The organism is Spongiibacter tropicus DSM 19543, from assembly GCF_000420325.1.
Classification (GTDB): Bacteria; Pseudomonadota; Gammaproteobacteria; order Pseudomonadales; family Spongiibacteraceae; genus Spongiibacter; species Spongiibacter tropicus.
Map to the genome: position 1 here is coordinate 1,946,210 of NZ_ATUS01000001.1, position 19,002 is coordinate 1,965,211.

At 56.1% G+C, this 19,002-nt stretch carries 14 protein-coding genes; 8 read left to right on the forward strand and 6 right to left on the reverse strand.

Features of this window, described 5'->3' with window-relative positions; all coding sequences use genetic code 11:
* The first annotated feature begins 46 nt into the window (after positions 1 to 46).
* A complete protein-coding gene (locus tag G411_RS19940; protein ID WP_022958895.1) occupies positions 47 to 1,909 on the forward strand; it encodes a putative bifunctional diguanylate cyclase/phosphodiesterase in 1,863 nt (620 codons plus the stop codon).
* 9 nt (positions 1,910 to 1,918) lie between these two features.
* On the opposite strand, the gene G411_RS0109155 is transcribed toward G411_RS19940, so the two are convergent.
* Positions 1,919 to 4,690: a PKD domain-containing protein gene (locus tag G411_RS0109155; protein WP_037508458.1), complete on the reverse strand. Its 2,772-nt coding sequence runs from the start codon at positions 4,688 to 4,690 to the stop codon at positions 1,919 to 1,921.
* A gap of 73 nt (positions 4,691 to 4,763) precedes the next feature.
* Positions 4,764 to 5,564 (reverse strand): co-chaperone DjlA, encoded by an 801-nt coding sequence (djlA, locus tag G411_RS0109160; RefSeq protein WP_022958897.1) that lies wholly within the window; start codon positions 5,562 to 5,564, stop codon positions 4,764 to 4,766.
* A 151-nt stretch (positions 5,565 to 5,715) separates the two neighbouring features.
* Between djlA and glyQ the strand changes: the two genes are divergently transcribed.
* Genes glyQ through G411_RS0109175 form a run of 3 tightly spaced genes read left to right on the forward strand, consistent with a single transcriptional unit; the run spans position 5,716 to position 9,490 of the window.
* Entirely contained in the window at positions 5,716 to 6,666 is a 951-nt protein-coding gene (gene glyQ / locus G411_RS0109165; protein WP_028968297.1) for a glycine--tRNA ligase subunit alpha, read from the forward strand.
* The gene (glyS, locus tag G411_RS0109170; protein ID WP_022958899.1) at positions 6,666 to 8,750 is read left to right on the forward strand and encodes a glycine--tRNA ligase subunit beta; all 2,085 of its coding nucleotides are present in this window, start codon (positions 6,666 to 6,668) and stop codon (positions 8,748 to 8,750) included. The genes glyQ and glyS overlap by 1 nt, the downstream gene beginning before the upstream one ends.
* An 8-nt stretch (positions 8,751 to 8,758) precedes the next feature.
* Positions 8,759 to 9,490: a lysophospholipid acyltransferase family protein gene (locus G411_RS0109175; RefSeq protein WP_022958900.1), complete on the forward strand. Its 732-nt coding sequence runs from the start codon at positions 8,759 to 8,761 to the stop codon at positions 9,488 to 9,490.
* A gap of 67 nt (positions 9,491 to 9,557) precedes the next feature.
* Here the strand turns inward: G411_RS0109175 and gyrB are convergent, their stop codons facing one another.
* The 4 genes from gyrB to dnaA form a co-directional block, all read right to left on the reverse strand.
* A complete protein-coding gene (gyrB, locus tag G411_RS0109180; protein WP_022958901.1) occupies positions 9,558 to 11,978 on the reverse strand; it encodes a DNA topoisomerase (ATP-hydrolyzing) subunit B in 2,421 nt (806 codons plus the stop codon).
* 39 nt (positions 11,979 to 12,017) lie between these two features.
* Positions 12,018 to 13,166, reverse strand: coding sequence for a DNA replication/repair protein RecF (gene recF / locus G411_RS0109185; RefSeq protein WP_022958902.1), 1,149 nt, complete (start codon positions 13,164 to 13,166; stop codon positions 12,018 to 12,020).
* A gap of 79 nt (positions 13,167 to 13,245) precedes the next feature.
* Complete coding sequence (gene dnaN / locus G411_RS0109190; protein ID WP_022958903.1) at positions 13,246 to 14,358, reverse strand: DNA polymerase III subunit beta; 1,113 nt, start codon at positions 14,356 to 14,358, stop codon at positions 13,246 to 13,248.
* A gap of 101 nt (positions 14,359 to 14,459) precedes the next feature.
* Entirely contained in the window at positions 14,460 to 15,932 is a 1,473-nt protein-coding gene (gene dnaA / locus G411_RS0109195; protein WP_022958904.1) for a chromosomal replication initiator protein DnaA, read from the reverse strand.
* A gap of 570 nt (positions 15,933 to 16,502) precedes the next feature.
* On the opposite strand from dnaA, the gene rpmH reads away from it, so the two are divergent.
* The 4 genes from rpmH to yidC are packed head-to-tail and all read left to right on the forward strand — an operon-like array spanning position 16,503 to position 19,000.
* Complete coding sequence (gene rpmH, locus G411_RS0109200) at positions 16,503 to 16,640, forward strand: 50S ribosomal protein L34 (protein WP_022958905.1); 138 nt, start codon at positions 16,503 to 16,505, stop codon at positions 16,638 to 16,640.
* A 29-nt stretch (positions 16,641 to 16,669) separates the two neighbouring features.
* Positions 16,670 to 17,047 (forward strand): ribonuclease P protein component, encoded by a 378-nt coding sequence (gene rnpA, locus G411_RS0109205; protein WP_022958906.1) that lies wholly within the window; start codon positions 16,670 to 16,672, stop codon positions 17,045 to 17,047.
* A gap of 4 nt (positions 17,048 to 17,051) precedes the next feature.
* Positions 17,052 to 17,312: a membrane protein insertion efficiency factor YidD gene (yidD, locus tag G411_RS21860; RefSeq protein ID WP_211218299.1), complete on the forward strand. Its 261-nt coding sequence runs from the start codon at positions 17,052 to 17,054 to the stop codon at positions 17,310 to 17,312.
* Positions 17,309 to 19,000: a membrane protein insertase YidC gene (gene yidC, locus G411_RS0109215; protein ID WP_022958908.1), complete on the forward strand. Its 1,692-nt coding sequence runs from the start codon at positions 17,309 to 17,311 to the stop codon at positions 18,998 to 19,000. The genes yidD and yidC overlap by 4 nt, the downstream gene beginning before the upstream one ends.
* Positions 19,001 to 19,002 lie beyond the last annotated feature (2 nt).

Consider the following 19,002-nt stretch of genomic DNA (forward strand, 5'->3'; position numbering starts at 1 on the left):
TCAGTAGCCCTGCCATGATAGCTACGTCCTGTTAACCGAGTTCACTATGGAGTATCTGCGCTTCATCGTCGCCATAGCGATTGCCGCGATTCTGGCTGCGGGCAGTCTGCTGCTGCCCGAGCACCGATTCGACAGCAATGTGGTCGCACTGGCGGTATTTTCGACCGCACTGGCACTGCTGCTCGCCTATAGCAGTTTCCGTCTTGCACGCCTCAAACAACGCGCTGCCAGCAGCATAGAGGAGGCCGAGCGACTGGCCACCTTGCTGGAACACAGTCCGGCGGCGCTGGTCTTGCTGGACCAGCAATTTCAGCCTCTTTATATCAACAAAAAATTCCGCAACCTCAGCCGCCTGCCCGATAACAGCCGCCGCGAAGATATCGCCGACATGCTGGCCCGCGTCAGTGAAGATACTCGCCAACAGGCGCTGGCCACGCTTCAACAAGGCCGCGACTGGGAAGGGGAGCTGCATATGCAGCTGCAGGGCCAGGACGAGTATATATCGGCCGTGGCCAGTGCTATTTACGATGCCGAAGGAAACATCGAGCAGTATCTGATCAGCTGCGAAGATATCTCCGAACACAAGGCGATTGCCAACCGGCTGTTTGTTCGCGAGCACTATAATGTGCTGACCGGCCTGCCCAATCGACAGCTGGCCCTGAAGAACCTCCAGCACAGTATTGAACAACGCAACGGCTTTGGATTGCTGCATATCGACCTGGATCGCGTTCGCTATATCAACGACTCGCTGGGTCACTGGGTCGTCGACCGCCTTTTCCGCAGCACGGCCGAGCGCCTGCAACGCTGCTTGCGTAACGACCAGTTGCTGGCGCACCTGGGGGCCGATGAATTTCTGGTGGTCCTTGGCGATAACAGCTGCCGCGACGAAGCCCGTATTTTTGCCGACAGCTTGCTCGAGATAATCAGCGAGCCACTCGCCATCGACACTCACGATATCACCCTGTCCGCCAGCATCGGCATTGCCCTGTATCCGGATGATGGCGACGGCGCCGAAACCCTGTTGCGCCGGGCAGAAGCGGCCATGTTTACCGCTAAAAGCCGGGGCGGTGGTCAATTCTGTTTCTATGAAGCGGGCATGAGCAGCCAGGCCGAGCAGCGATTGGAAACCGAAGCTCAACTGCGGCGCGCCATTGAAAAAGATGAATTCAAGCTGCACTACCAACCCGTCGTCGACCTGAGTACCAACAAGCTGATCGGTGCCGAGGTGCTGCTGCGCTGGTATAACAACGAGCTGAAAAACCCCGGCCCTGACCGATTTATTGGCATCGCCGAAGAGTGTGGCCTGATCAACGGAATTGGCGAGTGGGTGTTGATCAACGCCTGCAAGCAGGCGGTGCGCTGGCGGCACGCCGGACTGCCCGAGATGAGTATTGCGGTGAATATCTCCGCCCGACAGTTCGAGGGCGCACAGGTGGTGGAGAGTGTTAAGAAAGCACTGAAACAGTCTGGGCTGCCCGCCAAACAACTCGAGCTGGAGATTACCGAGGGACTGCTGATTAACGACGATCCCAAAATCCGCGAGTGCTTCCAGCAGCTCAAGGCACTGGGAGTGAAGCTGTCACTGGACGACTTCGGCACCGGCTATGCGTCGCTGAGCTATCTTAAGCGCTATCCCTTCGATATTCTCAAAATCGATCGCAGCTTTGTTCACGACATCGACCGCAGCGGCGACAGCATGACGCTGGTGAACGCCATTATCGCCATGGCCCACAGCTTCAATATGTCGGTGATTGCAGAAGGTGTGGAAAACCTTCAGCAGCGGCGCCTGCTGCGCGATCATCACTGTGACAAGGTTCAGGGCTTCCTCTACGCACCGGCGCTCAATGCGGAAAGTTTTGAAGACTGGGCGAGCCGCTACCGTGAAATCCAGCAGGCCCGCCACGTCTGAGCGCCAGCGCTACGGCAGGCGGGGATGCAAGGCGCTATCTCCAGACCATATTGCGGGCGGCAGGCAGAGGGGCAGGGGAGACGCGCCCGGCAACAGCCAGACAGGCGCCGCAAAGGCAACAGGGCGATCACCGGCATCGCCATCCAGAACCCGCACAAAGGCATAGCGTTTTTCCGCCGACACGGTGAGTGTGCCCGTCAGTGTGTCGCCACGCCCTTCTGCAATCACTTCATTCCCCGGCCCCACCAGTTGAATTCGGGCACTGCTCATCGGCGCGCCGCTGTGGCGACGCACCGTCACAGTAAAGGGCAGAGTCGTTCCGGCAGGACGCTGTAATCTCGCACCCATGGCCTGACCATCAACGTGGTAGTCGAGGCGCAAATCATTGTAATGCTGCGCCACGGCGTACATGCGCCGGGCAAGCATGGCGTCGCGCAGATCGTCCAGCTTACGGGAGCGAGCGACAATCACCGTTTTAGGCAGATCGGGGTCACCCCAGGTAACCCCGTGATGATCTTCCGAGCCCACCGGCGCAAGGTGCCAGCCCTTGTCCAGAGCGTAGCTGAACCAACTGCCGAGCGGGCCATCGCTGTCATATTCACTGCCCTTGCCAAACACCTCCAGCCCTACCACCCGATAGTCGGCGTGGGGAACGTAGCGGAAGTCATTAAAGGTAAAGCCCGGGTCTCCACCGGCAAACTCAAAGGCACTCTCCAGATCATCTTCCCGACCCGGATGATTGAAGCTGAGCAGGCCATCGCTGCCGCCGCCAAACTGCGCGGGATAGCTGAACCACTCCCAGAACAGTGCCATGGTCACGGCGTAGCCGGGCCCGGTTTTAGCATTGACGTAATTGCGCGAGAAGAAAATATTGGCATGCCCGAAACGGTCAGAGGTCCACTCAAAACCACGAAACGCGGTAAAGCTGTCGTCGCTAGCCGCCTCACTCTGCGTCAGCGTTGCCGACCACTTGGCAAAGGCGTCCTGTGGCCGGTCTTTATCAACCAGAATCAGACAGTAGAGAAAGTCCTCGGCACTGCACTCCGCGCGACTCAGCCCCACTGAAAGCGGAATACCGATATTGTCAGAGTGGTCGGCGCTGCCAACAAAATCAAAACCGCTCTGTTTTACCCGGCGATAAACGTCTGCCGGGCGGGTCAACGGCGTGCCATCTGAATAGGCCGTGTGCTCATGAAGGCTACCCGCATAGTGGTAGAAACTGTCGGCGTCATAGGCGGGCGTGCACGCATCGGCGGGCGCTTCCGGACCGATCTGTTCCAACACATAGCTCGGGTCCGTGACATCCAGAAAGGCGTCGTAGCAACCCGCAGCCGTCGGCTCACTCAAACAGTTTCTTACCGAGGGACCGATCAGGTCGCCCAGCAGGCAGTCTGGGCTGAGAGGGTCATCGCAGGCGGCAAACGCGTCGGGATTCAATAACGCCGACATGGGGTAGAGGGGACAACCCATCTGCAAGGGATCCATCAGACAATTCAATGGGTCAACATCCGCCGCCTGTCGCGGCAGCAGTTGCAGGCGGCGCACGGCCGTCGTGGTATCGACGCCGTCACTCACACGCAGGGCCAAATCGACTTCGATCGGTGCATCCAGTGCCGGCACCGTCAGCTCGGCGTGTGTCTCTTGCGCGTTTCGCACCGCCAAGGGAGGCTGGCCTTCTTCCTGTAAGGGCTCCCAGAAATAACTCAACGCATCACCATCGGCATCGCTGGCATCCGCCTGCAGGCGGATGGTCTCGCCGCTGTAGGCAACAGCACTGCTTACCGCGGCGGTATGGATCAGCGGGGTCGCATTGCTGGCCGGTTGCAGCAGAATGTGAATATCATCGTGGGCTTCCGCAGCCTCGTTATCAATCGCGGTAAGCCGCAGAAGCATTTCACGCGGCACAGCCGTCAGTGGCGCCACAAACCGCGCGGTCAGACTGTCGGCATCAACAATCTCCAGGTCAGCGTCTTCTCCCAACGCGCGCCAGAGTACGGCGCTGATACTCCCATCGGGGTCAGACGCACGCCCTGACAAGCGAACCGTGTCGCGACTTTTCGCCGTCATATCTTCGCCCGCATCGACCTCAGGTAACTGATTAACGAGGTTGTCCAATACGTACAGGCGCAGGGTTTTACGAGCAACAAAGCCTCCGCTGTCACGTACCGCAAGCTCGAATACCAGGGTCTCGGGCTGATCCACCTGCGGTAGCTGAAGCTGGAGAGTATCCTGGTCGCTCGCACCGATAACGCTTGCCGCAGGCCCGTTGAGCTGTGTCCACCGCAGGGCCCGCACGCTGCGTCCGCCACGCGCTTGCGCCGAAGCATTGAGGTGGATCGCTGAGGCTTCATCGACGGTTCTGTCTTCACCGAGAGAAATGAGGGGTTTTTCGGCGGGATGCTCGGACGGGTAAACGTGGACGGTCTTTGTGGACTCACCCACAGTCACCCCCTCTTGCCGGGCCGCAGCTCGCACAACGAGGCTACTCGCCGCACCGGGCTCAACACTTCGGTAGCTGAAGCGCTCACCGTCTATCTGCTGCAAATCAAGAAGGCCATTACCCTCGAGAACCTGCCAGCGCCATTCCACGGCCTCGTCGCCATCAACGTCGGCGATCAGCGTTTGCACGTGGCCGGCGGCAATAGTGCCCGCGCCGGATATCACAATTCGGCGTTCAACTGGGTCGGGAGTCGTCTCGCTATTTGAACCGCTTCCAGAACCCCCACAGCCCAGCAGCATCGCCACGACGACAGTCAGGCCGCTCCATGTATGCGCGCGCATGTCTCACCCTCAATCCCAAGCCAAATAGCCGCGCAGTGTAGAGGTGAATCGTGACAGCCGTATTAAAAGAGGGTCAGGACAGGCCCCGGTGCCGCCGAATCAAATCGTAGGCCGCTCGGATGTCCTGCGACTTCTCCGTTGCCAGCTTGATCATGTCCTCAGGCACTCCTTTGGCGATCAGCTTATCGGGGTGATGCTCGCTCATTAGTCGCCGGTAAGCCTTTTTCAACTCGGCATCGCTGACCTCGGCGTTAATCCCCATCGCCTGATAGGCATCAGCCAGTTCGTCGTGACGGTCACGGTGCGCCTGCTCACGGTTCGAGGAGTATTGATAGTGGAAGTGGTGCTGGGCGCGGGTCATGTTCAGCAGCTGCTCGAAGCGCGCGCTATTGAAGCCGAGAAAATGCGCCACACGGCGAAGCACCTTTTCCTCCGCCGGATCGATGGTCCCGTCAGCAACGGCCATCGCCAACAGTGCCTCAATCAGCATCTGTTTGAGCAGTGGCTGACGTCCGCAGTGCTCGATGAAGGTCGAGACACAAGTCTCGAGTTCGAAACCGGCTTCGCTACCCTCTTTAAACCGGGCTATCGCCTGACGGCGGCGCTCACCACTCAACCCCAGTTGCGTAAATATCGCCTCGGCCTGCTGAACCTCCATCTCGCAGACGCGCCCGTCGGCCTTGGCGAGGTAACCCATAATGCGGAAAGTGCTGTCAAAGAAGACCTTTTGCAGCTGCTCTCGCTCAGCGACGTAATTGAAGCCCATGGCCCGCTTCAGGCCTCGGTCAAACAGGTGCCCGATAAGCAGGCCAACGGCAGCCAGAATGAGGCCTCCCGAAAAGTAGCCCAGCAAGGCACCAATGATTTTTCCCATGTTTCCGCTCCGCGAGGAATTTTGGGAATCATAGCAAGCCGCCCCAACACAGAGCCAACTGCGATCTCGCGTCGCCCCGCTGCTCACAAGCCTGTATAATCGCCGTCTTTCTGACACCGATTTGAGCACAGCGCACGAAGTGGGGATCACTGTGAACCAGGCAGATGTAAGCAGCTTTCAGGGACTTATCCTGAGCCTGCAGCAATTTTGGGCCAAGCAGGGCTGCGTCGTATTGCAGCCTCTGGATATGGAAGTTGGCGCGGGTACGTTTCACCCGGCCACTTTTTTGCGGGCAGTAGGCCCGGAGAGCTGGAACGCGGCATACGTTCAACCTTGTCGCCGCCCCACTGATGGTCGCTACGGTGAAAATCCCAACCGTCTGCAGCACTACTACCAGTTTCAGGTCGTGATGAAGCCCTCACCGGACAATATTCAGGAGCTGTACCTGGACTCGCTGCGCATGCTGGGTATTGACCCCACGGTCCACGACATTCGCTTTGTTGAGGACAACTGGGAGTCTCCCACACTGGGCGCCTGGGGCCTGGGCTGGGAAGTCTGGCTGAACGGCATGGAAGTCACCCAGTTCACTTACTTCCAGCAGGTGGGCGGCATCGAGTGCTTCCCTGTGACCGGCGAAATCACCTACGGCCTTGAGCGCATTGCCATGTACCTGCAGGGCGTCGACAGTATCTATGACTTGGTATGGACCGATGGCCCCGAGGGCAAAGTGACCTACGGCGATGTGTTCCACCAGAACGAAGTGGAAATGTCGACCTACAACTTTGAGGAAGCGGACGTTCAGCAGTTGTTCGCCAACTTCGACCACTATGAAGCAGAGAGCCAGCGTCTGGTCGCCAAGGGCTTGCCCCTGCCTGCCTATGAAATGGTGATGAAAGCGTCCCACGTCTTCAACCTGCTGGATGCCCGCCACGCCATCTCGGTGACTGAGCGCCAGCGCTTTATTCTGCGCGTGCGTGGCTTGGCCCGTGCGGTAGCCAACGCCTACGATGAGGCGCGCAACCAGCTCGACTATCCGCTGGCCAGCGACGAACGAAAAGCACTTTGGCGCGAGCAGTTTCGCGCAGAACAAGGAAACGCGTGATGAGCAAGCGAGATCTGCTGATTGAGATTGGCACTGAAGAACTGCCACCCAAAGCCCTGAACACGCTGTCACAAGCTTTCACGCAAAGTATTGCCGAGCAGCTCCAGAGTGAAGCGCTGCACAGCGACGCCATTACGGCCTATGCCTCACCTCGCCGGCTGGCCGTGCTGATCAGCGGTCTGGACGAACAGGCACCGGACAAGGCCATTGAGAAATGGGGCCCGCCGGTCAAAGTCGCGTTTAAAGATGGGCAGCCCACCAAGGCCGCAGAAGCCTTTGCCAGCGGCAATGGCATTGCACTGGAAGACTTGAACAATTACATCGCCAACGATGGCAAGCAGGATAAGCTCTGCTACCGCAGCACGCAGGCAGGCAGTCTGAGCAAGGCGCTGGTTGCAGGTATCACCGAGCAGGCGCTGGCATCGCTGCCCATCCCAAAGCGCATGCGCTGGGGCGCCAAGCGCGAGCAGTTTGTTCGTCCGGTCCACTGGATCATTATGCTGTTTGGCGACGAGGTCATTAGCGACAGCGTGATGGGCATTGAAGCCGGTCGCGACAGCCGCGGGCACCGCTTTCACAGCCAGGGTGCGATCAGCATTCAGTCTCCCTCAAGCTATGTCGAGCAGATGGAAAGCCAGGGCAAGGTCATTGTGGACAGCGAACGCCGCAAGGCGATGATTCGCCGTCAGGTGGAGGCGGAAGGGGAGCGACTGGGCGGCCAAGCCGTCATCGACGACGACCTGCTGGACGAAGTCACCGCGCTGGTTGAATGGCCGGTAGCGCTGGCGGGTAACTTTGAAGAACGCTTCCTGAAAGTCCCCGCCGAAGCCTTGGTGTCTTCTATGAAGGAGCACCAGAAGTACTTCCATGTCGTCGACCCTGACGGCAAACTTATGCCGCACTTTATTACCGTCTCAAACATTGAAAGCAGCGACCCGAAAAAGGTCATTGATGGCAACGAGCGGGTGATTCGTCCTCGCCTCAGTGACGCCGCCTTCTTTTTTGAAACAGACTGCAAAAGCTCTTTGGCTGAACGCCGCGAGCGCCTGAAAAGTATCGTTTTTCAGGAAAAGCTGGGCAGTATTTTTGACAAAACCGAGCGCGTCGCGACGCTGGCCGCCGCGATAGCTAATCAGCTCAGTTATAGCGCTGATGATGCTCGCCGGGCGGCGGAACTTTGCAAAAGCGATCTGGTATCGGAAATGGTGCTGGAATTTGACGATATGCAAGGTATCGCCGGTTACTACTACGCTGTGAATGACGGCGAGAACGACAATATCGCGCAGGCGATGCAGCAACAATACCTGCCCCGTTTTGCCGGCGACGCGCTCCCAGAGTGCGAAGCGGGTATTGCCGTTGCTCTGGCCGACCGGCTCGATACGATCAGCGGTATTTTTGGCATCGGCCAGCAGCCCTCGGGCTCTAAAGATCCTTTTGCGCTGCGCCGCGCGTCACTCGCCGTCATGCGGATTATTATCGAGAAAGGCCTGGATCTGGACCTGGGTGAGTTGCTGGGTGTCGCGCTTAAACAGCATGCCGCCGCAGACAACAGCGCTGAACAGCAACAGACCATTCTCAACTATATGTTTGAGCGCCTGCGCGCCTGGTATGAAGACCAAGGCATCAGTGCGGAAATTTTCCTCGCCGTCGGTGCCAAAGGCGTTACCCGCCCGACCGATTTCGACCTGCGCGTAAAAGCAGTACAGGCCTTCGCGCAACTGGAAGAAGCCAGCGCACTGGCCGCCGCTAACAAGCGGGTGTCCAATATTCTGGCGAAATCCGAGCTGGCATTGGGCGATGCTGTAGACGAAGCACTGTTGCAGGAAGAAGCCGAGAAAGGCCTGTTCGTCGCGATGCAGGCGAGCAACCAGCAAGTCGAACCGTTGTTTGCCAAGCACGACTACACCGAAGGCCTCAAAACACTGGCGGTACTGCGCACCCCGGTCGACCGCTTCTTTGACGAGGTGATGGTCAATGCCGAGGACGAGGCCCTCAAGAAGAACCGGCTGACCCTGCTCAGCCAGCTACAGGCTCTGTTCCTGGAGGTAGCGGATATTTCGCTGCTGGTTCCAGCCAAGAAATAAGGCAAAGCATGAAATCGCTGTACACCGGGATATTGGCCATCCGTTCGGCGGCATTTTTTGCCGCCTATGCGTTCATTACCCTGTTCTTCAGTATCAGCGGCATTCTTTTCACCTGGTTTTTGCCGTTCAGGCTACGCGGCCGGTATTTTGTTATTGGCAACACCCTGATCATCCTCTGTCTGCGACTATTCTGCGGCGTCCGTACGGAAGTTATCGGCGCGCTGCCTAAGGCGTCAGATGGCCCCTACGTCGCCTTGGCCAAGCACCAAAGCCAATGGGAAACCTTTTATCTGCAGTGGTTTCTGTTTCCCGTTGCCACCGTCGTCAAGAAGGAGCTGCTGTCGATTCCCTTCTTTGGCTGGGCGCTGCGCATGATGAATGCCATTGGTATTGATCGCAGCAATCCACGTACAGCCATGCGCCAGACCATGGAGAAGGGCACGCAGCGACTGCGCGACGGCTACAACCTGCTTATCTTTCCCGAAGGCACTCGAGTGAATCATGGTGAGCGCGGCAAGTATGCGCGCGGTGGCGCCGGTATCGCGGTGAAAGCTGGAGCGCCTATATTACCCATCGCGCACAATGCCGGGCGCGTCTGGCCGGCGAAAAGCCTGATTATTCACCCCGGTGTGGTCACTCTGCATATTGGCGCACTGATCAACACACACGACAGAGACCCGAAACAGCTTTCAGAAGAAGTGGGGGAGTGGATCGAAGCACGCTGTTCAGAAATGCCGTGAACAGAAACTCCGCCCATAAAAAAGCCCGGCATGTGCCGGGCTTTTTTATTTCTGACAGATGTCAGCATTACACGTCGAGGTTGGCCACCTTCAGTGCATTGCTTTCGATGAAGTCCCGACGAGGCTCTACTTGATCGCCCATCAGACAAGTGAATATCTGATCAGCGGCAATCGCATCCTCAATCGTGACACGCAGCATTCGGCGGGCATCCGGGTCCATAGTGGTTTCCCAGAGCTGATCTGGGTTCATTTCTCCCAGACCTTTATAGCGCTGAATGTTCACGCCGCGCTCCGCCTGAGCCATCAACCACTGCATCACCTCGTCAAACGACTCGACTTCCTGAGTTCGCTCACCACGCTTGATGTAGGCGCCTTCTTCGAGCAGCCCCTTCAGGCTTTCTCCCAGTTCAGCAATAGCCTGGTAGTCTGCGGACTTGAACAGGTCTCGCCCAAACCGATAGTTAGTGCTCACTCCATGCGAAGTAATCTGCACTTCAGGCACAAAAATCTGCAGTTCGGCGTCTTCCACAATCCGCACGTCGTAACGGTGCTGCGCATCGCGGGTTTCCAGTTCTACCGTCATTTCAGCCATCGCGGTTGCCCAGCTATCCATCGCGCTTCTATCAGAAAGCTGCTCCGGTGTTACCGTTGGCAGATAAACCAATTCGCGCAACAAGCGAGCAGGGTAGATGCGCGACAGCCGCTGAGTAATATCCTCAACTTTACGATAGCTGTTAACCAGGGTTTCCAATCCAGCACCACTGATCGGCGCAGCATCGGGATTCACATACAGTGAGGCGCCTTCCAGGGCGTTTTGCGTCAAATAGTTCGCCAATGCCCCTTCGTCTTTCAGGTACTGGTGTTGCTTGCCGCGACCAATTTTATACAAGGGGGGTTGAGCAATATACACATAGCCATTTTCGATCAGCTCAGGCATCTGTCTGAAGAAAAAGGTGAGCAGCAGTGTGCGAATGTGGGAGCCGTCGACATCCGCATCCGTCATGATAATAATCTGGTGGTAGCGAAGCTTTTCCAGATTAAACTCTTCTTTACCAATACCGCAGCCCAGCGCGGTAACGATGGTGCCCACCTCGGCGGAGGACAGCATCTTATCGAAGCGGGCTTTCTCAACATTAAGGATTTTACCTTTGAGTGGCAAAATGGCCTGCGTTCGCCGATCACGGCCTTGTTTAGCTGAACCACCGGCCGAGTCACCCTCCACCAAGTACAGTTCTGATAGGGCAGGGTCTTTTTCCTGACAGTCAGCCAGCTTCCCCGGCAGCCCGGCAATATCCAGAGCCCCTTTGCGTCGAGTCATCTCGCGGGCTTTGCGGGCAGCTTCTCTTGCACGGGCGGCATCCAGCATTTTCTGCACAATTTGCTTGGCTTCATTCGGACTTTCCAGCAGGAAATCGCCAAATTTAGCCGTCATCGCCTGCTCGACAACCGTCTTCACCTCACTGGAAACCAGCTTGTCTTTGGTTTGAGAAGAGAATTTCGGGTCGGGGACTTTCACCGAAACCACGGCCGTCAGACCTTCACGCGCGTCATCACCGGTCGTTGAGACCTTGGCCTTTTTAGCCAGGCCCTCGCTTTCAATGTAGTTGTTGAGATTGCGAGTCAGGCCAGCACGGAAGCCCGCGAGGTGCGTACCCCCATCCCGCTGGGGAATATTGTTGGTGTAGCAGAAGATGTTTTCCTGAAAGCTATCATTCCACTGCAATGCGACTTCGACACCAATGCCATCGGCTTCGGTATTGAAATGGAAGACATTGTTAATCGCCGACTTATTGTTGTTCAGGTAGCCAACAAAGGCACTCAAGCCACCTTCGTAACAGAAGGTTTCCTTTTCACCGCTGCGCTCGTCGTGAAGCTCAATATTGATGCCGGAGTTAAGGAAAGCCAGCTCGCGAATCCGCTTGGCAAGGTAGTCAAAATGAAACTCGATGTTGGTGAATGTTTCTTTACTCGGCTTAAAGCGCACTTCGGTACCGCTGCGCTCAGTATCGCCAATCACCTCCAGTGGAGCTTGAGGAACGCCGTGTTTATAAATTTGCTCATGAACCTTGCCACCGCGGCGGATAGTCAGACGCAGCTCTTCTGACAAGGCATTGACCACCGACACCCCGACGCCGTGAAGACCGCCGGACACTTTGTAGGTATTGTCATCAAACTTACCGCCTGCGTGCAGAACGGTCATGATTACTTCGGCTGCTGAAACCCCTTCTTCGTGAATTTCAGTCGGAATACCCCGGCCATCATCGCTAACCGTAATAGATTCATCGGGGTGAATGGTAATTTGTATTTTGCTGCAGTAACCGGCCAGGGCTTCGTCAATGGAGTTATCGACGACCTCAAACACCATATGGTGGAGCCCGGTTCCGTCGTCGGTGTCACCGATGTACATACCTGGCCGCTTTCTTACTGCGTCCAGACCTTTGAGCACCTTGATACTTGAGGAGTCGTAGTTCTTGTTTTCGTCAGTCATTCTTTGCCTCTAACACCAGCGCCTTGCCCTGCAGCAAGCCTATTTTTCTGCCTCGGCATTGCCTCGACAGCAATGTTCCACGTGAAACCTTTTCACTTTTTCAGCGCAAGCAAACCACGCCTCGTCCAGATCGGACTCATCTATGGATGTTGCAAAAACCTGCGCGCCCAACTGGGACACCACCGAAAACAGAGCAGCTCTACGCTGTCTGTCCAGCTCAGCCGGGAGGTCATCCAGCAGCAACGCCACATCCAAACCCTCGGCGATCAACATCTTCGCCTGCGCCAATTTCAACGCGCAAACAACGGTTTTTATCTGCCCTCTGGATAACACATCCTGAGCGGGCAAACCGCTCATGGAAAAGCGGATATCGGCACGATGAGGCCCAACTCGGGTAAATCCCTGCCTGGCATCCTGCTCCCGAGCCTGCTCCAAAATCTGGAGAAGGGAACTTTCACCGCCTTCACCCTCGCGATCATCCCAGCCGGGCGAAAAGCGCATCGACAAGGACACATCATGCCCCTGGAAAGACGCGTCACCCAAGCTTGCCAGCAATTCGGCGGAAATTGCCTGATACGCCTTTTCCGTCAACTCGAACTGCCGCCTGCGCATGGCCGTAATTTTAGCCCCTGTCAGCGCGATTTCTTCTTCCCAGGGCGCCAGCATGGAAGGGGATAGTTTACCACGTCTGAGGAGGGCATTTCGCTGTTTCAACGCCTTTCTATAACGACTCCACTCCTGATAAAAGCCTAGATGTTTCACGTGGAACACTGACCAGTCCAAAAACTGGCGCCTAACTGCTGGGGCGCCCTCCAGCAACATAAAACTATCGGGATTGATCAACTGAACCGGCAACAGACCGGAAAGATCGGTAAAGGAGCGCAATCGCTCGCCGCCGTATTTAAGCACCAGCGACTTATCCTTCCCCCGTTGAATACCGAGATTCCGACGGTCTCCCCCCGAATCAAGCAACGCGCGGACGACCAATGCTGGCGAGTCAAACTGGATGATGCTTTCCACCTGCCGCGACCGAAACGATCGCGTCAACGAAAGCATATGAATCGCTTCAAGGATAGAGGTTTTCCCACTGCCATTACGGCCATGGATTAAATTGAACTGATCCAGATCTTCCAAACTGGCTTGTGCCAGATTGCGGAAGTGAGACAGATGCAACTCACGGATCAACATGAAAATAGAAGGGCTACAATACAAAAACGGCTGCCCGAAGACAGCCGATTGACGTTATTGCGGGTCGCAATCGCTGGCATTACAGCCTCATCGGCATAACAACGTACTGGCTGTCGCTGTTTTCGGCTTCTTCGACCAACGCCGAGCTATTGGAATCAGACATGGTGAACTTCACCGATTCGCTATTGATCGCAGACAGCACGTCCAGCAGATAGCTCACGTTGAAGCCGATTTCCAGGCTATCGCCCTCGTAGTCCACGGCCACGATTTCTTCGGCTTCTTCCTGCTCGGGGTTGTTAGCCACAATCTGCAGGTTGCCAGAGGTCAGCAACAGGCGGATGCCGCGGTATTTTTCGTTCGACAAAATCGCTGTGCGCGCAAATGCCTGCTTGAGATCAGCACGGCTACCGAGAACCACCTTGCTACCACCGCGTGGCAACACACGCTCATAATCCGGAAACTTGCCGTCGATCAACTTGGACGTAAACGTGAACTCCGGCGTGACAACTCGAATATGATTACTGCCCACGAATAACTCGGCGTCTTCATTTTCATTGATGAGCAGCCTGCCCAACTCGATAACGCCTTTCCTTGGGAGAATGACCTGAGCCGTGTTGCTGACATTAATATCACCTTTGAGGCTAGCCATGGCCAGGCGATGCCCGTCAGTGGCCACCACCCGCAACATCCCGTTGCTCACTTCGAACAGCATTCCATTGAGGTAATAACGGACATCCTGCTGAGCCATCGCAAAACTGGTACGCTCAATCAGACGCTTAAGATCGCCTTGCTTGAGGGTAAAACGCTGCCCCCCGTGTCCTTGTTCAACACTGGGGAAATCACTGGCGGGAAGAGTGGACAGCTGAAACCGGCTGCGGCCGGACTTGATGATCAGCTTCTGTTCGTCTTGGCTGACATCAATAACCGCTCCATCAGGCAGCGCTTTACAAATATCCACCAGCTTTTTGGCAGGAACGGTAATTTCGCCCGTTTCCAGACCCGCTGATGCTTCACCCAGATCAACGCGACCGATAAGCTCAACCTCAAGGTCCGTCCCTGTCAGTGAAAGCTGTTGACCATCCAGCACTAGCTGCACATTGGCGAGAATGGGAAGGGTCTGGCGGCGCTCCACCACACCGGCTACTAGGTTCAGGGGTTTGATGAGGGCGTCCCTGGATATGGAAAATTTCATCGTCTATCGTCCCGTTATTCGTATTAACCGCCAAGCGCCGAGCTGCGCTGGTGAAAAAGCTGGAATCTCTACACTTTATTACAAAAAGTGCATTAAAAACATCATGTTGTCAGCAGCCGGATCAAATTCTTGTAGTCCTCGCGAATGTCACCATCGCTATCCCGCAACTCTTTGATTTTCCGGCAGGCATGAAGCACAGTGGTGTGGTCCCGACCACCAAATCCCTCGCCAATTTCCGGCAAGCTATGGTTCGTCAGCTCTTTTGACAGCGCCATGGCCAACTGACGGGGCCGCGCCACCGAACGACTGCGCCGCTTTGACATCAGATCAGAAATCTTGATCTTGTAATACTCCGCCACCGTCCGCTGAATATTATCGAGACTCACCTGTTTATCCTGCAAGGCAAGCAAATCTTTGAGGGATTCCTTAATCAGCGGAATATCAATGGGGCGCGCCATGAACCGTGAGCTGGCAATCACGCGCTTCAGCACACCTTCCAGCTCCCGCACATTGGAACGAACACGCTGCGCAATAAAGAAAGCCGCGTCGGAGGGTAGGGCGATCTTCTCTTGCTCGGCCTTCTTCAACAGAATCGCCACTCGGGTCTCAAGCTCCGGCGGCTCCACCGCTACAGTGAGCCCCCAACCAAAGCGCGATTTCAAGCGCTCCTCCAAACCCTTTATCTCCTTGGGATAGCGATCGCAGGTCAAAATCATCTGCTGACCACCCTCCAACAGGGCATTAAAGGTGTGGAAAAACTCTTCCTGAGACCGCTCCTTGCCGGAGAAGAACTGAATATCGTCAATGAGCAGCGCGTCCACCGACCGGTAGTACCGCTTGAATTCATTGATCGCATTAAGCTGTAGCGCCTTCACCATGTCGGCCACAAAACGCTCAGAGTGCAAATAGACAACGCGGGCATTGGGGTTTTGCTGCATCAGTGAATTGCCCACTGCGTGCATCAAATGCGTTTTACCCAAACCGACACCCCCATATAAGAACAAAGGGTTATAGGCTCGCCCGGGGTTTTCCGCTACCTGACTGGCAGCAGCTCTCGCCAACTGGTTGGATTTGCCTTCCACAAAGGTTTCAAACGTATAGGCATCCATCAGGGAGCTCTGGTGACGGATCCCCCCCTCAACCTCTACCTGGCGCTGAACTGCCGGCGCGACGGGCGAGCTTGCAACAACAGGCTCAGGTTCACGGTATCCGGGATCCTCTATAAATTCGTCCTGAACAGATGCTAGGGGTGCCATCGCCGCGCCAGGCGTCGACGCTAGCGCTGTGGTCACCGGGGGAGCGGGGGGCACAGAGACCGGCGGCGGCTGACGATCAGCGACTGCAAGCTCAATATTGATGGGCATTTCTTCGGGAGAAAACTCCGATACCAGCTCCCGAATACGTGCAAAGAAACGGTCATTGACCCAATCGCGCACGAAGCGGTTTGGTGCCAGCAAGCGGATCCAGCCGTCGCCAACTTCAAGCCGCAACGGACGAATCCAAGTGTTAAATTGCTGAGCTGGCAGTTCTTCTTGCAAATGACCGACGCAACGCTGCCATGTACCCTCAGACAAAATTTCGCTCCTACTTTCTTATATCCACGATAGACCCCGCCGTAAGCCCTGCGGCCAATAATCAAAGGGCCCAACAATCACAGGCGATACGGTCGGTCGGGTCGGGCTGTTCACTTTCGCTTACATGCCAACCCGGCATCCTCAATGCCCTGAAAACCCCAGAGCAGACCGCTGATTCTACGCCCAAGCAATGGGGTTATCCACACTTATCTTGATTTTATCAACAGCAAGAACAAACAAAAAAAGACTATTTTTTCAATGAGATATAGTAACAAAAAGGCGTTCACCAACGACGACACTAACAAAAATGTGGATAACTCTGTGACCTCCCTGTGGATACAATGTGCAAAGCATGTGACAAGGCGATATTCTGAGCAGCACAGGCGCTGCCCAGTCTCTTGCAAAAACCCCGCAGGCCGCAAAATTAAAGGCTCTGCAGGCATTGCTATTCCCTCAGCCCTCCACTAAAATTCGCGATCCGATTTTTTGCCGCCCAGGCCCGGCTTCCGGTCTGGCGTCAGCAAGCACGAGGTGCTCCTGGCGAATCCGACACCACGAACGGACAGAACGATGAGCAAAAGAACTTTTCAACCCAGCAACCTGAAACGCGCCCGTACTCACGGTTTCCGCGCTCGTATGGCAACCAAAAACGGCCGCAAGGTGATCAACCGTCGTCGTGCCAAAGGCCGCGCCGTACTGTCAGCCTAATCCATCACGCAGGTAATGCTGGTATTGCAGTGGACTTCTGCTTTGATAAATCACTGCGACTACTCAATGCCGGCGATTACCAGGCGGTCTTTGATCATTCTCGTCTGAAGGTCTCGACCGCCGAGCTGCTGTTTCTCGCCAACAATAATGGTCTGGATCACCCGCGTCTGGGCTTAGTGATTGCCAAAAAGAATGTGCGCCTTGCCGTTCAACGCAATCGCGTAAAGCGCATTATTCGAGAAAGCTTCCGCCTACAGCGGTCGCGATTGCCCGGTATCGATGTTATTGTGCTGGCTCGTCGGGGAGTAGACCAACTCGACAACGCCGAGCTTCACCGCTGCTGCAAGCAGTTGTGGCGACAGCTTGAAAAACGCGCCGAGAAGCAGCTTCGCCAGCGAGAGGACTGACGCCTTGCAGCGCCTATTAATTGCCTGCATTACGTTTTACCGGCTGTGCATCAGTCCGCTGATGGCACCGCACTGCCGTTTCTATCCCACGTGTTCACACTACGCTGCCGAAGCCATCTCCCGCCACGGCGCCTTGCGAGGCACCTGGCTCAGTGTGCGCCGCATCGGGCGCTGCCACCCCTTCCACCCCGGTGGCTATGATCCGGTTCCACCCTGTCCGCACTGCGACAACCATTCCAATTCCACCAAGGCTATCAAGCAATGATTGATATTCAGCGCTACCTTCTTATTGCCGCTATCGCCGCCTTATCGGTGATGCTGCTCGTCGAGTGGAAAAACTTCGACGTTTCACCGAACGCGCCGCTGGCGGCCGCCGCCGATGTTGATACAAACACCTCTGAGCCGGCAGCGGACCTGCCATCCACCGAGGCCAACGGCGAGCTGCCCGCGGCACACGATGATGTGGCCGAGGCAATGCCTGAGCTCTCGAGCGGCACCACCAGTAACGCCCGCTATGTGACGCTGAAAAGCGATGTGCTGGATCTGAAAATTGACCTTCAAGGCGGCGACATTGTGTACGCCGCCATGCTTGAGCACAAAGACGGCCTGGAATCAGACGATGCCTTTGTCCTGCTGGAGAACAACCAGCGCCGCCGCTTCACCGCCCAGAGCGGCTTGATCGGCAAAAATGCCACGGATACCGCTGATGGCCGCCCCCGCTTCCGCGCCGCCGAGGAAAACCTGACTCTCGCCGACGGTGAAGACAGTGTGAGCATTGACCTTCACTACGCCTACAGTGACGACATCAGCATTATCAAACGCTTTACCCTGCAGCGCGGTGACTATCTGATCGGCATGAAATACCTGATCGATAACCGCTCTACTGAGCCGTTCTCTGCGCAACTGTTCGGCCAACTGAAGCGCGGCAACAGCGCTGACCCCAGTGTCAATAACGACGGTCTGTTCGCCATGAAGCCGTTTATCGGCGTGGCCTACGCCACCAGCGAAGACCCCTACAATAAGCGTCCCTTCCAAAAACTGCGCGACAAGCCTGTTAAGGAAGAAATGGAAGGGGGCTGGATCGCTATCATTCAGCACTATTTTGTGAGTGCGTGGGTACCCGACCAATCGGCCAGCAACCGCTTCAATACCGTTGTCACCAGCAACGACATGAATATTGCCCGCTTTACCTCCCCCGCAACTAGCGTGGCAGCAGGCACGCAGGGTGACATCGACGCCGCTATTTATATCGGCCCCAAAGACCAGTATCGACTGGAAGAAATATCCCCCGGCCTCGAGTTGACCGTGGATTACGGCTGGCTATGGTGGATTGCCCAACCCCTGTTCTGGCTGCTGACAAAAATCCACGGTGTGTTCGGCAACTGGGGCTGGTCGATTATCGTACTGACGCTGATGGTGAAGATTGCCTTCTTCCAACTCAACGCCAAAGCCTTTACCTCAATGGCCAATATGCGTCGTGTTCAGCCCAAACTCATGGAATTGCGCGAGCGCTACGCCGACGACCGTCAGAAACAGTCGCAAGCCATGATGGAGCTGTATAAGAAGGAAAAAATCAATCCCATTGGCGGCTGCCTACCCATGCTGGTGCAAATGCCCGTGTTCATTGCGCTCTACTGGGTATTGATGGAGAGTGTAGAACTTCGCCACGCCCCATTCATGCTGTGGATTAACGACCTCTCGGCGATGGACCCTTACTTTATTCTGCCGCTGATCATGGGCGTCTCCATGTTCATACAGCAGAAGCTTAATCCGCCACCGGCTGACCCGATGCAGGCGAAGATCATGCAATGGATGCCCATTGTGTTCACCTTCTTCTTCCTGTTCTTCCCTGCGGGTCTGGTGCTGTACTGGGTCGTCAACAACACCCTGTCGATTGTGCAGCAATACATCATCACGCGGCGCATTGAAAAAGCCGGTCTTTCGACCCGCTGATT